This window comes from Acinetobacter sp. P1332 (assembly GCF_044057475.1).
Taxonomy (GTDB): domain Bacteria; phylum Pseudomonadota; class Gammaproteobacteria; order Pseudomonadales; family Moraxellaceae; genus Acinetobacter; species Acinetobacter johnsonii.
The window spans coordinates 2939738-2955185 of record NZ_CP171157.1 but is presented as its reverse complement, the minus strand read 5'-3'; the positions used below and the strand labels follow the sequence as shown (position 1 = coordinate 2955185).

The 15448-nt window shown below is 44.1% G+C and carries 13 protein-coding genes; 7 read left to right on the top strand and 6 right to left on the bottom strand.

Features of this window, described 5'->3' with window-relative positions:
* Positions 1–96: 96 nt before the first annotated feature.
* From ACFN7Z_RS14625 to ACFN7Z_RS14615, 3 genes are all read left to right on the top strand, one after another.
* Positions 97–798, top strand: coding sequence for an XAC2610-related protein (locus ACFN7Z_RS14625; RefSeq protein WP_010325920.1), 702 nt, complete (start codon positions 97–99; stop codon positions 796–798).
* 185 nt (positions 799–983) lie between these two features.
* On the top strand, positions 984–2321 hold the full coding sequence (locus tag ACFN7Z_RS14620) for an ammonium transporter (protein WP_010325921.1): 1338 nt from the start codon (positions 984–986) through the stop codon (positions 2319–2321).
* A 16-nt stretch (positions 2322–2337) separates the two neighbouring features.
* Positions 2338–2946 carry a hypothetical protein gene (locus ACFN7Z_RS14615; RefSeq protein ID WP_010325922.1) on the top strand — a complete coding sequence of 203 codons (609 nt, stop codon included), beginning with the start codon at positions 2338–2340 and terminating at the stop codon, positions 2944–2946.
* A gap of 47 nt (positions 2947–2993) precedes the next feature.
* On the opposite strand, the gene rsfS is transcribed toward ACFN7Z_RS14615, so the two are convergent.
* The 5 genes from rsfS to ACFN7Z_RS14590 all read right to left on the bottom strand — a co-directional run bounded on the left by rsfS (position 2994) and on the right by ACFN7Z_RS14590 (position 8909).
* Entirely contained in the window at positions 2994–3398 is a 405-nt protein-coding gene (gene rsfS / locus ACFN7Z_RS14610; protein ID WP_004692321.1) for a ribosome silencing factor, read from the bottom strand.
* A 75-nt stretch (positions 3399–3473) separates the two neighbouring features.
* A complete protein-coding gene (locus ACFN7Z_RS14605) occupies positions 3474–4268 on the bottom strand; it encodes a hydroxypyruvate isomerase family protein (protein WP_010325923.1) in 795 nt (264 codons plus the stop codon).
* 15 nt (positions 4269–4283) lie between these two features.
* On the bottom strand, positions 4284–5159 hold the full coding sequence (locus ACFN7Z_RS14600) for an NAD(P)-dependent oxidoreductase (protein ID WP_010325924.1): 876 nt from the start codon (positions 5157–5159) through the stop codon (positions 4284–4286).
* A 34-nt stretch (positions 5160–5193) separates the two neighbouring features.
* A complete protein-coding gene (locus ACFN7Z_RS14595; protein ID WP_010325925.1) occupies positions 5194–5982 on the bottom strand; it encodes a crotonase/enoyl-CoA hydratase family protein in 789 nt (262 codons plus the stop codon).
* 113 nt (positions 5983–6095) lie between these two features.
* Positions 6096–8909, bottom strand: coding sequence for an ATP-binding protein (locus ACFN7Z_RS14590; RefSeq protein WP_010325926.1), 2814 nt, complete (start codon positions 8907–8909; stop codon positions 6096–6098).
* 153 nt (positions 8910–9062) lie between these two features.
* Between ACFN7Z_RS14590 and cysM the strand changes: the two genes are divergently transcribed.
* The 4 genes from cysM to ACFN7Z_RS14570 are packed head-to-tail and all read left to right on the top strand — an operon-like array spanning position 9063 to position 14571.
* Positions 9063–9992: a cysteine synthase CysM gene (gene cysM, locus ACFN7Z_RS14585; RefSeq protein ID WP_005400763.1), complete on the top strand. Its 930-nt coding sequence runs from the start codon at positions 9063–9065 to the stop codon at positions 9990–9992.
* Positions 9993–10014: 22 nt separating this feature from the next.
* A complete protein-coding gene (locus tag ACFN7Z_RS14580; RefSeq protein ID WP_004692313.1) occupies positions 10015–10836 on the top strand; it encodes a 3'-5' exonuclease in 822 nt (273 codons plus the stop codon).
* Between the two features lie 6 nt (positions 10837–10842).
* Positions 10843–12231, top strand: a complete 1389-nt coding sequence (gene rlmD / locus ACFN7Z_RS14575; RefSeq protein ID WP_010325927.1) for a 23S rRNA (uracil(1939)-C(5))-methyltransferase RlmD — start codon at positions 10843–10845, stop codon at positions 12229–12231.
* 33 nt (positions 12232–12264) lie between these two features.
* Positions 12265–14571: a bifunctional (p)ppGpp synthetase/guanosine-3',5'-bis(diphosphate) 3'-pyrophosphohydrolase gene (locus ACFN7Z_RS14570; RefSeq protein WP_004979149.1), complete on the top strand. Its 2307-nt coding sequence runs from the start codon at positions 12265–12267 to the stop codon at positions 14569–14571.
* Between the two features lie 39 nt (positions 14572–14610).
* Here ACFN7Z_RS14570 and ACFN7Z_RS14565 read toward each other — a convergent pair whose 3' ends face one another.
* Positions 14611–15378, bottom strand: a complete 768-nt coding sequence (locus ACFN7Z_RS14565) for an SDR family oxidoreductase (RefSeq protein ID WP_010325928.1) — start codon at positions 15376–15378, stop codon at positions 14611–14613.
* Between the last annotated feature and the right edge of the window lie 70 nt (positions 15379–15448).

The following is a 15448-nucleotide window of genomic DNA, read 5'->3' as shown; positions in this document are numbered from 1 at the left end:
TCTCCTCCTAGAGTGTATAAAGACCACCTTCGGGTGGTTTTTTTATGTTTGCAGCTTTTGCTAAGATGATGTGTATCTTTTCAATAAGAAAACAAGATGAACATAAATCAGATCTGGTTTCAGGTGTTGCTGATCTTTGGTGGGTTCGTTTTGAGTCAATCAGCACTGGCTCAAGTCTTCGAAATAAAAAATGCATCGAAGCACTATGATGTAAAAATGATGACGAACTGTTCGGACAGTAGCTGTGATGGACAAGCCAATATTGATCTTTACCTAAAAGGGACAACACAGCACTTTCAGCATTTTTCCTCGGCTGAATTGACTATGGATCTGGACGAAACTGACAAACCATCTGTCAATGTGGTGCAGCTTTATGGTGAGCAAAGTGCCGTGATTTTTGCCGACTTTAATTTTGACGGCAGTGAGGATGTCGCCATCCGTAATGGTAATTATGGTGCTTATGGCGGGCCAACTTACGATGTTTATGTCTTTCATCGGACTAAAAATAAATTTGTGCTGAGTCAGGAGTTATCGGCCTTAACTCATGAAAATTTGGGCATGTTTGAGGTCGATCCAAAACAGAAAAGAATCTTAACCTTCAATAAAAGTGGATGTTGTTATCACATCCGTTCGGAATATATCGTGATTCCTAAACACGGCTTGAGTTTAGTCAAAGAGTTTATTGAAGATGCAACAGTCCAAGCGGGAAAGGTTAAAGTGACGGAGCGAACGCTGAATCGTGGTCGATGGATAGAGAGGGTCCACTATTATGCTGTGGATGAATACTATAAAAACTAAAAGCCATGTTTTAGCAATTAGCTTATAAATTCATTTTGACCTCTTGTATGGTGTATCGCTTTTTCACCTTGTTTAAATCGCTCCATTTATATTGGCGAACATAGATCATTTTTAAATATCTATAAGGTGTTGAAACACTGGCATTGATTTTGCAATTGAGATGAATAATCTTTGGGGGATTATTCATGAAAAAAATAAAATACTTACTCTTCTTTGTGTGCTGTATTGCCTTACCCAGTTTTGCCGCAGAGTCCCTGCCAACACAGACTCAAAATATTCAAGAGATTCGCCTCTCGCTTGACAGTGTCTGGGTGGTGCTGGGTGGCATCTTGGTATTTTTCATGCAAGCAGGTTTTGCCCTGATTGAAAGTGGTTCGGTGCGCTCTAAAAACACCATTAATGTACTCATGAAAAACTATATGGATGCGTGTTTAGGGGGCTTGGTGTTTTGGTTGATTGGCTTTGGTTTGATGTTTGGTGTCAATTCGAGTGGCTGGATAGGAACCTCACATTTTGCCCCCAATGCCATGGATGACTGGCACTGGAACCTCTTGTTCTTTCAAATGATGTTTGCTGCCACAGCCACGACGATTGCCAGTGGGGCGATGGCTGAGCGGATTCACTTTGTGGCGTATATCGTGAGTGCTGCGGTGGTCAGTGGTTTGATCTACCCGATTTTTGGTGCATGGGCTTGGGGGAGCTTATTTGATGGCGAAGGTTGGCTAAAAGCCATGGGTTTCATTGACTTTGCAGGTTCAACGGTGGTGCATTCGATTGGTGGATGGGTGGCTTTAGCCGGAATTATTGTGTTGGGGCCTCGTTTAGGGCGGTTTGGGCGCAATGGACAGGTCCATTACTTGGCAGGACATAATTTACCGTTGGTGGCGCTAGGCGGTTTTGTTCTATGGCTGGCATGGTTTGGTTTTAATGCGGCCTCTACTGTGAAGGCGGATGTGAGTATTGGGCGGATTGCCTTGAATACGCATTTGGCGGCGTGTGCTTCGGCAGTTGCCTATATGGTTTATACCCTAATATGTGGTAAAGCAATTTTAATGCGCGGCACCATTAATGCCTCCTTGGGTGGGCTGGTTGCAATTACGGCGGGCTGTGCAACCATGAGTCCACTGTATGCCATCATCAGTGGGGCGGTTGCAGGTGTGTTGGTCAGTATTTTACCAGTGGTGATGGAAAAACTCCGCTTGGATGATGTGGTCGATGCGGTGACTGTGCATGGTTTTTGTGGGGCATGGGGCACATTGGCAGCGGGTTTGTTTTTTGAAAACAATAAGTTTAATGCGGGGATCATTGCGGTACAAGGCTTGGGGATTTTGACAGCCTTTGCGTGGGGTTTTGGTGTGGCATTGATCGTCTTTAAAGTCTTGGACCTCGTTCTTGGTGGTTTGCGGGTGAGTAAACAACATGAACAACGTGGCTTGGACTATACCGAACATGCAGAACTGTCTTATCCCGAGTTTCAGCGTGATGTGACGTTTGAAACTGATGATATGACCAAACGTCATTAATGAAAGAGGATAGCTCATGTCGACTGAAACATTAACTATTTTACAAAAACGCCAAGCGATCGAGCGTGGACTGAGTCAGTACTTACAAGGAACACTTTTAGAGCAAGTATTGAATCACTGGGAAGCGAAATATGGTGATCAACCCTCCTTTGTCCTGAATCGTTTTTTGAGTGAAATTTGCACCACAGAAGAATTACGTTACTTTCGAAAAGACATGCTCAAAAATGTCTTGGCAGAGATGGCCCAAGTTGAAAAACAAGTGTTGTTGAACCCATCTGCAAAAGCATCGAAAAGCGAACAAGGGGGAGCAGCGTTATTCGATGCATTGACGTTTTTTATGCAAAATATCTGTCAAGCAGTCAAAGCCGTTGATGTGCAGGAGTTTGAGCGTGAGGTGAAAACGCAGCTAGATGCTTTATCCATTGTGATTGATAGATATCAGGCCTTGGATGATCGAGCAGTACTTGAAGCTTTGCCCATGACTCAATATGCGCAGGTCTTGACGGTCTGTTATGAAAATTATTGTGAATTTTATGGTCCAGCAAAAGCAGATCAACTCTATGCCCATGTGAAGCGCCAAGTGAAAGAGCGTTACCCAATGGTCGATATGCATCGCTTAATTTAAATAAAAATAGACATAAAAAAAGCGACCTTCAGGTCGCTCTTTTCATATTAGGCTACAGTTTCTTCTGGGGCTGCACGCCAAAGGCTTTCTAGGTCGTAGAAACGACGTGCTGTTGGCAACATCACGTGCACAACAACAAAGCCAAGATCAATCAAGATCCATTCTGCATCACGTTCGCCTTCGACACCGAGAGGGCGAAAACCTGCTTTACGTGCTTCTTCAGCAACGTTATCAGCAAGTGCTTTGATGTGACGCGTTGATGTACCGCTTGCAATCACAATTGCATCAGCGACGTTGCTGATTAGGCTGACATCAATCGCTAAAATATCTTTTGCTTTTACATCTTCAAGGGCTTCATGTACAACTTTTAAGCAAGCTTGTACGTCGGCAGCTTGGGTATTCATTGCGAAATCGTGAGAATTAGAAGCGCTGGGCGATGGTTCTAAATTCATAAAGGGAATTTTTCCGGACAATAACTCATCTTATAATATAGCGTTTTTAGGCGAAAATTTCAAATCCGCAACAGTTCAACTTTGAGGATGTGTAGCAAAGTATTTTGCCTTCCATGCAAAGGACTGAGTTGAAACAGTTTTTGGTCGATATTCAGCCGCAATAAAACCGTCATAACTGCTGTGTTGTAGCCATTCAAAAATATTTGCATACATAATTTGTGCGGTATCTGGCTCATGCCGCCCCGGACAGTCTGCAAATTGGATGTGACCAATATCTTGAATATTTTCTTGTAGCCCTTGCAACACATCTTCACCCATCATGGCCATGTGATAGCAGTCGTATTGCATTTTAAGTGCAGGGTGTTGTACTGCTTCTAACATTTCCTGTGCTTGGGCAATATTTTGTACTAAGAAGCGTGGCATATCTGTGCCGTTGATCATTTCAAAGACAGGCTGAATGTCATGTTCACTGAACATATGGCAGGCCAGTTTCAGGTTTTTAGACAAGGTATTTAAACAGGGCAGTAGGTCGGCATCTAGGGGTTGTTTGCCAGCAAGGATATTCACACTTGGCACTTTGAGTGCGCTGGCATATTGCACTGCTAACTGAAGAGCGTGATGAAACTCTAGCTCTTTGCCGGGGACACCTGCGAGTCCATTGCCACCAGTCATTAAGTCGCCCGCAGGAACGTTAATCAGGCAGAGACTTAAGTCATGAAGCGTAAGCTGAGTTTGAATTTGTTCAATGCTAAGTTCGTAGGGAAATTGGATTTCCACATGTTTAAAGCCAACGGCTTGAGCCAAAGCAAAACGCTCAAGCAGCGGTACTTCGGTAAAAATCATGGATAAATTTACAGCAAGTTTGGACATGATTTTCTCCTGATTTTATTTGGCTTGTTGTTCTACTTGTAATATGACTGAGGCAAGATCAGCTTCAGCATAGCCTTGTTGTTGGTGTGCTTGCAATTGCTGAAGTGCTCGCGCTGCAACAGGAATGTCGAGTTGGTGCTGCGCAGCAAGCTGCACGGCATTGTTCAAGTCTTTAGACAGGGTTTGAACTTTCCACTGTACGGGCTCAAATAGGTGAGTCGCCATACGTGGACTTAAAATTTGAAAGGGTTTCGAATCGGCAAAACCGCCTGCAAGCGCAGGTGCAAGTAAGCGAGTGTCCACGCCAGCTTTGGCTGCTAAAGCAACCGCTTCTGCAATCAGCGTGCTATTGGCTGCCACAATCAGTTGATTACAAATTTTGGTGGCTTGTCCTGTTCCAGTGTTGCCCATACAGGTGACACGTTGCGACAAGATATTATAAATCAAAGACAAGTCTTGAATCGTCTGTGCATCGCCACCAGCAAAGATGACCAGCGTACCTTGTTCCGCACCGATAGTTCCCCCTGAAACAGGTGAGTCGATCCATTGCACCTGTTTTTGTTCGGCACGTGCTGCAAGGCTCAGGGTTTGCTCCACCGAAAGACTGGAAAAGTCGATAATCACTTGCTTCGCCGTCAAAAACGGTTCGATTTGTTCATAAACGCTGAGTGCGGCTTTGTCGTCCGCTAAACAGGTTAGGATTACAGGATAGTCGGCAATATTCTGTAGCGTTAAGTCTGTCGCCCCTAAATCAATGAGTGCATCGCAGGCACTGCGGGTGCGGTTCCATACAGCGACCTCGAAACCCGCTTGAAGTAAGCGGGTGGCCATACGGCTGCCCATGAGTCCCATGCCAAGAAATGCAATTTTAGTGTGTCGATCGAAACTCATGGGACCCTCTTTGATTGTCAGTGCTTAAATACTGTTATTTGTATTGGCGTGGTAGATACTGCGCGTCGGGTTGTTTATCTTTTTTACGTGCGATTTGGCTATTTTTACCTAACAGTAATTTGAGCTGCCAAATTTTTTCCAAACGTAAGGATTTTTTAGGCTTATGCTGCATGGCATCCAACACATATTTTGAGGCCATGAGTGCATCTGGTGAGCGTTGTAACATTTCTTCTGCAATGGCTTGGGCTTTAGCAAGCGGTGATTCATCAAGATGTGTGACTAAGCCGATTTCTTTGGCATAAGTTGCATCGAAAATACGTGCCGTAAGCGTTAACTCTTTGGCAAGATCTAGTCCGATCAAACCTTTCAAAGAACGCGTCAGTCCCATATCAGGAACCAGTCCCCAACGGCTTTCCATAATCGACATTTTGGTTGCAGGGTGTGCGACACGAATGTCTGCCGCTAAAGCCAGTTGCATACCAGCGCCAAAGCAAAATCCTTCAATCGCGGCAATCACAGGAACAGGCAGTTCTTGCCAAATTAGGAAAGCTTTTTGAAAGAGGCTTTGTCCAGGTTTGATCAGTTCCCATGCGGCATAGGCGCGATTCTTCGGATTGTTCAAATCGGCAAGATCAATGCCTGCACTAAAGACTTGCGCTTCACCAGTGAGGATGACACAGCGAATGCTGCGGTCTTTTTTAATTTTTTCAGCAGTTTTAACCAATTCGCGTAACAAGTCGAAACTCATCGCATTGCGTTTATCTGGACGGTTAAGTGAAACAGTGGCAATGCCGTTTTTGTTTTCAATGCGAAGTAAAGCCATGATGAGAACTCTTATTTTTTGCTCGCACGGAGCATAGCATAGCTCTCGTACGGATAAATGACACCAAGAGTCACGTCACAACTTGTCTTAGGTGTCATGCTCTTTTGAATGTTTTATGGGCTATGTTTGATTAAAATTTGCTGTGCCGCATGTTGTACTTGTTCAATCACGACTTTGAGTTCATTGAAACGCTTGATGGTTTCTTGAACAAATTGTTCATCTGCTTTACGACGCTCTTTACGTAAGGTTGAAACAAACTGTTCAAATGTCCCTGTTGCTTCTTGTAAGTTGGGTACACCGACATAGCGTGTTGCACCATACAGGCGGTGTAGCACATGCTCCAATTGTGGGAAATCTTCCATTTCAATCAATTGCTTCATTTCATGCAACTCAGTATCAAAACTGTCCATTAACATACGCAATAAGTCGACCGCTAAATCTTCTTTATTGGCGGCTAACTGTAAGCTTTGCTGCCAGTCGAGCACCTTAGGATCGAGTGCTTCAATCACGATAGCTTTTTCAACGGGTGAGCCTTTATTGAAGCGATCAGTGGTCCAATGGGTCAGGATTTGAATAATCTGATCAATTTGAATTGGTTTGGTGACATAGTCATCCATGCCGACTTGCAGTAGTTTTTGCTTTTCATCGGCCAATGCATGTGCGGTGAGGGCAATGATGGGCAAACGTTTATGGTTTTCAATGGTTGACTCCAGCGCACGAATGGCACGTGTGGTATCGACCCCCGACATGACAGGCATTTGAATATCCATAAATACCAAATCAAAAGCTTTGCTGTCGTGTTCAGCACGCTCTTGTAAAATCTCTAAGGCTTGTTGACCGCTTAAAGCTTTTGTTGTCTTGACATTCAATTCGCCCAGCAGGGCTTCAAGGACAATCAGGTTAGGGAGATGGTCATCCACCGCTAAAATATGTAAGCCTTGACCATTGAAGGACTCCATTTCATCTTCTTCAAATAGCGGTTGATTGCTGAGTAATTGAATCAAAGCACTCCGACTGAGCGGTTGGTATAATGGTCGTGCGCGATACTCATTCAGCGTAGTCAAATCGAGTGACATCTGGTAACCATAAACCGCAAGGTTACCGCTATAACGTTGACGAATTTCTTTTAATAAAGCTTCGGTATCCCCACTATGGTCAACAATCAACCATGTGTTTTCCACATCTTGAGGCAGTCTGTTGAGGTGACTGAACAAGTCTAAAATTGAACTCGATTCGATGTGCTCCACAGCATAGTCTTCAAGATAATGACGCAGAATATTGGCCGTTGCAGGATGTGCCAAATACGAAACCACTTGCATGTCGCTAAACTGAGGATGCTCAACGTACTCATCTTCTTCATTGACCATAAACATGGCTGTAAACCAGAAGGTGGAACCTTTTTCGGTGGGCGCGCGTTCTTGGTTGTCCTCAAATCCAATTTGCCCCTGCATCAAATGCACTAGCTGTTTGGAAATCGCTAAGCCTAGACCTGTACCGCCAAATTGGCGCGTGACTGAAGCATCACCTTGCGAGAAAGACTCAAACAGTTTTTTGCGGTCGGTTCCACTGAGTCCGATGCCGCTGTCTTGTACACTAAAGTGCAATAGGCACTGTCCAATATCATCTTGTTCCATTCTTGCGCGGACGATGATCTCGCCATCAGGAGTAAACTTAATGGCATTGGAAATCAGGTTGGTTAAAATTTGTTTGAAGCGTAGGGCATCTCCAACCACATGCTTTGGCACATTGTCGGCATAGTAAAAGGCCATATCGATATGCTTTTGTGCAGCAAGAGGAGATAGCATATCCATAACATCAAAAATTGCTTCTTCTAAATCAAAAGTTGCAGTATCGAGTTCTAGTTTACCGGCATCAATTTTTGAAAAATCTAAAACATCATTAATCAGTGCTAGTAAGTGTGCAGATGATTTACGGATGGTTTGTAAATACAGGTTTTGATCATTGTTGAGGTTGTCTTGACGCAGTAACAGGTGAATAAAACCATCAATACTGTTCAGTGGCGTGCGCAGTTCATGGCTGATATTGGCCAAGAATACAGACTTGGACTGACTTGCTGAAATGGCTTGGTCACGCGCTTGACGATAGGTAATGTTTTGTACTTCTAAAGTGTCAAGGGTTCGACGTAAATCGTCTTCCGTCTGCTCAGTGTGTTCTTTCAATTCTAAAAAACTAAAATGCAGGCGTTTCACCACATTGGCAATATCGCGCTGTAGTAAGCGTAATTCACCAGTACTGTTAATCAGCATGTGTTGATCGAGGGTGTCGGCATTTAAACGTTGCAGCTGCATGCGAATTTCATACATCGGCGCAATCCAGCGACGCGAGTAGAAATTTAAACAGAGTAAAAGTAGTAATAGTGTCAACAGACCTGTCGCAATCAACACAATCAACACGCGATAACGGGCAATTTGTAAAGGCTGGTTATCTAATTCAACCACCAACTGCGCAGGCGTGCCTGTAAATTGGTTGATGGGCAAACCATATACTGTATTACCTTTAAAATTCATCGGGCCAAAAAAATCAGTATTTTTTTTCAACGCAGGCCACGGCGCTTGGTCTTGGTAGCCAATGCTGAGTTTGTTATTGCCTTTTTCATCAATAATTGCGGCACGAATCAGATGTTTTTCATCTAACATCTTTTGCATCAAATAACGTGCATTTTCATACTGCCAAGGGGAGGCATTCACCAAATTGATCGCCGCTTCTGCATCCAGTTGGTAGCGCGTTAAAATCGCAATCGCCATTTGTCGCTGCTGGGCTTTGGCTGCATTTGAAGTTTCGGTAATAACCAGTAATGCACCTACACAGGCCAAAATCATAATCGGCACGAAAATAAGTGCAATGAGCTGTCCATAAGCATGGTTTAAGTGCAGACGATTAAATAACTTTTTATTGATATTTGACATGGTGCAAGTGATTTATTCCCTATGCTTTGAAGTGTAGCACGCTTTATAAAAAATCGATGGTGCTTTAATCACTTTCGCGAAAAAGCACGCTAAATGGGTGCAGGGACTGGCATTTTTCCATACAATAGGCGCACCTCGATCAAGGTGCAAAGAATGAGTACTACATCCACTGATTTTCAAGCAGACGAATTTTTGTTAGATCACTATGTTGGAAAAACTCCACTGGTGCGTTTACAGCGTCTGGCTAGTCACACTCAAGCAACAGTATTGGCAAAGTTAGAAGGCAACAACCCCGCAGGTTCTGTCAAAGACCGTCCCGCGTATAACATGATTATGCAAGCGGAAAAGCGAGGGCAAATCCAGCCGGGCGATACCTTGATTGAAGCGACCAGTGGAAATACCGGCATTGCACTGGCGATGGTTGCTGCGATGCGTGGCTATCAGATGAAACTGATTATGCCCAACAACATGAGCCAAGAACGTAAAGATGCAATGCGTGCTTATGGCGCGGAACTGATTGAAGTGACCAAAGAACAGGGCATGGAAGGTGCACGTGATTTGGCTTTGCAAATGCAAGAAGAAGGCAAAGGGCATGTACTCAACCAGTTTGGTAATCCTGATAATGTTGAAGCACATTATTTAACGACTGGGCCTGAACTTTGGCAGCAAACAGGTGGCAAAATCACTCACTTTGTAAGTTCAATGGGCACTACAGGTACCATTATGGGGGTCTCTAAATATCTCAAAGAGATGAACCCCGACATTCAAATTATTGGCTTACAGCCATCGGATGGTTCAAGTATCGCAGGGATTCGCCGCTGGCCTGAAGAATATTTACCAACGATTTTTGACCGCAGTCGGATTGATCAAATTATTGATATTCCGCAAATTGAAGCGGAAAAAACCATGCGTAAATTGGCGCAAAAAGAAGGGATTAGCGCAGGAACTTCTTCAGGTGGTGCGGTGTGGGCATCGATTAAAATTGCTGAAGAAAACCCTGGTGCTGTCATTGCGTGCATTATTTGTGACCGTGGTGACCGTTATTTATCGACGGGTCTTTTCTCTGTGGTCGATCCTGAATAAAACAATAAAAGAGAGTCCTGCTATGCGTTTACCCGTTCTCACCTTTGATATCGAAACAATGACAGATTTGAGATCGGGGGCGCATTTATATGGTTTAGATTTGCCTGAGGCTGATTTGGAGGCGGCACTGACCAAATTGCGTCGCCAAGAATCAGGCATGGATTTTCAGCGTTTGGCTTTGCATGAAATTGTGTGTATTTCAGGCTTATGGCTGGATGACCAAGGCCAGATGAAACTTTTTTCTTTTAGCCGTGAGCAATATTCGGAAGCAGAAATCCTCAGTAAGTTTTTATCCATATTTGATAAGCGCTTACCAACTTTAGTGAGCTGGAATGGTGCTCAGTTTGACTTACCTGTAATCATGCTTCGTGCTATGTATCATGGTTTAACTGCACCTGCTTTGTTCGATCAAGGCGAAATTGACACACAAAAGCGCTATAATAACTATCAGAACCGTTATCATCAGCGTCACATCGACCTGATGGATGTGATGGCAATGTTTAATGGACGTCATTTCCAAAAGCTAGATGATGTTGCCCATTTATTGGGGTATCCCGGTAAACGAGGCGATGGGGCTTATCATGTACCTGAATATGTTCGGGCGCAGGAATGGCTCAAACTCACCAGTTATTGTGAAGGTGATGTGCTAAATACATGGTTGGTGTATTTGCGTTGGCTCTTGCTCAAAGGGCAATTGCTCGCTCAAGACCACCGTCATTTTATTGATCAAACCATCCAGTTTTTACAGGCCCAACCGCAGCATCAAGACTTTTTGTCGGTGTGGCGTGAGACCTCACAGCAGACGGCTTTTACCGCTGCCGATTTTTCCCCTTCCCATCTATAGGTACACATGAAACATAGAGCCAAACCTCGTCCAACTCAACAGCCCAGTTATATTTTTCAGGTTGAGTCACTTTCGCATGAAGGACGCGGCATAGCGCACTATGGTTCGCATCCAGACCATCCTGCAGAGAAGCAGGGTAAAAAAGTCTTTATTAACTATGCATTGCCGGGTGAAACGGTTAAAGCGCAGATTACCCATGCGGTAAAGCGTTTAGAGGAAGCCGATGCTGTTCAACTCCTCAGTGAAGCCTCTGCTTTTCGGGTTGAGCCGAAGTGTCCGCATTTTAAAAGCTGTGGTGGCTGTAATATGCAGCACATTCATCCCGATGAGCAAATTCGTTTAAAGCAAGAAGTGCTTAAATCGCATTTGCAGCATTTTGCAGGGATTCAACCTGAAGAGTGGTTGCCGCCTTTGCGCTCTTTACGTGAAGACTACCGCCGTAAAGCACGCATTGGGGTGCGTTATTTGCCGCACAAAGATCAATTGGTCGTGGGTTTTCGAGAGCGTCAAACCAATAAACTAACTTCAATTGATCGCTGCTTGGTGTTAGATCAAGCGTTTGGTTCAATCACACGCTTGAAGCAGTTACTCCAAAGTCTAACAGCCAAAGCGGCTATTGGTCATATAGAATTGGCCATGGGGGATTGTGACATCGCCCTCACGGTGCGACATACTGAAAAATTAAACACAGAGGATGTCAACCGATTAAAACAATTTGCGTTAGACAGAGGGTGGCAGTTGTATTTACAAGCTGCAGGCCCAGACAGTCTAAAGCGTATGGATGATGAACATGCAGAGATGCGTTTACATTATCGTTTAAATGATTTTGATGTGGCATTTGGATTTAACCCACACGACTTTACTCAAGTAAACTCAACCATTAACCCGCAAATGGTGAAATTGGCATGTGACTTGCTAGATTTAAAACAAGGAGAACGTGTTCTCGATTTGTTCTGTGGTCTAGGAAATTTCTCTTTGCCTTTGGCTCGATGCGTGGGTGCAACAGGACAAGTGGTTGGTGTTGAAGGCAGTGAAGAAATGGTTCAACGTGGTGCAGAAAATGCGGAACGTAATGCTCTTGGCCAGTTGAAGTTCTTTTCACAAGATTTAACAAAAGATTTCTCGCATCATTCTTGGGCAAATCAAGGATTTGATGCATTATTGATAGATCCTCCACGTGCAGGCGCAGAGGAAATAATGCATTATATGCCTAACTTTGGTGCAAAAAGAATCGTTTACGTGTCGTGTAATCCAGCGACACTCGCAAGGGATGCGGGGCTGTTGGTACAACAGGGTTATCGATTAGTCAAAGCCGGTGTGATGGACATGTTTACCCACACAGGTCACGTTGAGTCGATAGCATTGTTTGAAAAAGATAATGAGATAAACGATTAAAGAATATGAAGCGTAAAAGTGTAGGAGAAGGGTATGGTCACAGTACGTGAGCAACTACCTGGGCGACTCAATGAGTTGTCTCAGGAGGCGACTGTAGAGCATGCCGAACAAGCTCAACATGATTTGGCTGAATGGTTAGATCGTGTTCGAAGCATATTAGATGATGCGAAGCTTGAGCAACTCGAAGAAGTTGCCAATTTGACTTTACAAAAAGAGTTAGAAACCACGGTTAATCATCGTTCCAATACCTTTTATACCGGTATTGAAATGGCGGATATTCTGGCCCATCTACATGTCGATGAAGACACCTTGGCTGCTGCGATGCTCTATCGTGGTGTACGCGAAGGCGTGATTCCTTTGGCGGAAGTACAAGAGCATTTTGGCGAACAAGTGCATGCACTGGTCAAAGGCACTTTGGCTATGGGTAAGTTATCTGACCTCATCGAGCAGAATAAACGCCTCGAAGATCACTTTAATAACAATCAGCGCGAGCACTTAAACGGCATTTATAAAATGTTGATTTCAGTGACGGAAGACGTGCGCGTTGTACTGATCAAATTGGCTGAGCGGACTTATGCACTGCGTGAATTGGCGACTTCATCTAAAGAGCGTCAAGAGCGTGTAGCACGAGAAATCTTAACCATTTACTCACCACTGGCACACCGTTTAGGGATTGCGCAGTTAAAGTGGGAACTGGAAGATTTAGCCTTTCGCTATTTAGCACCCGATCGCTATAAAGAAATTGCGACGCTGCTGAATGAAAAGCGACTGGAGCGTGAGCAATATATTCAGTTTGTGATTGATACTTTGCGTGCATCTTTGAATGAGCATGGTATTGAAGCTGAAATTAGTGGCAGGGTAAAACACATTTATTCGATTTATCGAAAAATGAAAAGTAAGAACCTGAGCTTCGATCAGCTGTATGACATTCGTGCCGTTCGGGTCTTGGTTAAAACGGTTCCTGAGTGCTATCACTCGTTGGGGATCGTGCACCAAATTTGGCGGCATATTCCGCATCAGTTTGATGACTATATTACCAATCCGAAAGCCAATGGTTACCGCTCACTGCATACGGCTGTGATTGCGGAAAATAAGTCACTTGAAGTTCAGATTCGTACCAAGAGCATGCATGAAGAAGCAGAACTTGGGGTGTGTTCGCACTTTAACTATAAAGAGGGCGGTAAGAATACCGATCGCTCTTTTAACCATCGTTTACATTCATTGCGTGCAGTACTTGAACACTATCAAGAGCGAAATGATGCGAATGTACATAAGTCTGATGAAGACTCTGAAAATTTTGAGCAGATTCAAGATTTTGAGGATTTTGAGAAGATTTATGTCTTTAGCCGTGATGGCGATATTAAAGAGCTCCCACGTGGTTCGACCGTACTCGACTTTGCTTATCATGTGCATACTCAAGTCGGGAACAAGTGTTATGCCGCGAGAGTGAATCAGCGTTATGTTCCGCTGACCTATACCTTAAAAACGGGTGAACAAGTTGAGATTTTAACCAAGAAAGACCGTGAGCCAAACCGTGATTGGTTGGTGAACTCTTTAGGTTATATCAAGACGGCACGTGCGCGTGACAAGCTGCGCCATTGGTTTAGACAACAAGACCGCAGCAAAAACTTGGAAGTGGGCCGTGACCTGCTCAACAAAGAACTTTCACGTTTAGCAATTCACCCAAAAAGTATTGATTTGAATGATTACTGCAATCATTTTAATGTCAAAGCGGGTGAAGACATTCTGATTGCACTGGTCAATGGTGACATTAGTCTGCATGCATTGATCAATCAGGTGAACCGTCATATGCATTTGGATCAGGACGAACCTGAACTGGTGCTGAAGCCAACTTTGAATCCACGTGCTAGTCATACCTTGTCAGCGCATGGCATTCTGATTGATGGTTTAGATAACGTTGAGCTGCATGTGGCGCAGTGTTGTCAGCCTGTGCATGGTGAGTCAATTGCGGGTTATATCACCTTGAACCGTGGGGTGAGCATCCATAAAGTAGCGTGTCCTGACTACTTACGCATGATTCAAAATGAACCTGAACGTGCAGTAGAAGCCGATTGGGAAATGCAGCCAACGCGTGGTCAGAGTGTGCAAATTGTGGTGGAAGCTTATGATCGCCGTGGTTTGCTCAAAGATTTGACCCAAGTGATTTTCTCCGATCAAATCAATATTCGTCAGGTTAATACCATCTCTGAAGCAGACGGTATTGCCAATATGAAATTGTTGATTGAAGTGAAAGGCTTATCGCAATTATCAAAACTGTTGGCGCGATTAGAGCAACAACCAGGCATTATTAGTGCGCGTCGTTTGGTACAAGGTAACTAAGCGAATTGAAAAAAAAGCCTGCAATTGCAGGCTCTTTTTTTATTTAGAAAGGTACAAGTTGGTTAGGCGATTCAGAAATTGGGGACTGATTTTACTCAGTTGAAATAAAAGCTTGGCTTTGGCACCCACGGCTTGATGGGTTGCAGTGAGTGCCGTATCTTTTGCAACAGCACGTTGAAAAACGTGTTGCGCTACATCTTCTGTAGTTAAGTGTACCCCCATGTTTTGAATACTCTTCGCTTGCATATCTTGCACCATGGCAGTTTGTACAAATAGCGGCATAACATCTAATACGCGAATGCCATATTTCTGCCATTCGGTATCTAAGCCTTCGGTGATACCGCGTACTGCAAACTTACTGGCAGAGTACGAGACCAAATCAGCTTGACCATAGATGGCTGAAGCTGATGAAAGGTTGATGATGCGGGCAAAATTCGCTTGTTTGAGATAGGGCAATGCAGCATGGCAGCCATTCAGTACACCATTAACATTGATCGAGATGGTTTTGTGATGTGCGCTGATCTCTGTGTGTTCAAAAGGCCCAGAGAATAGAATTCCTGCATTATTGACCAAAACATTGAGCTCACCTGCCCATGTGACAAACTCGGCTAAAGCTGTTTGCCAGTCTTGATAGCTGGAAACATCGAGCTGTCCTGCTTTGGCATTTGGGCCGAGGCTAGCTGCTAGCTGTTGGGCTTGAGCGCTATTGATGTCATAAATCCCGACTTTGTAGTGATGTGTATAAAATAAGCGGGCGATGGCCGCACCAATACCTTGGGCTGCACCGCTAATCAAAATACTGCGCATTGAAACTGCTCCTTGTTGCTCTTTTTCTTGATGTTATTGTTGTGATTGGATTGAGCATAACAAATGAATG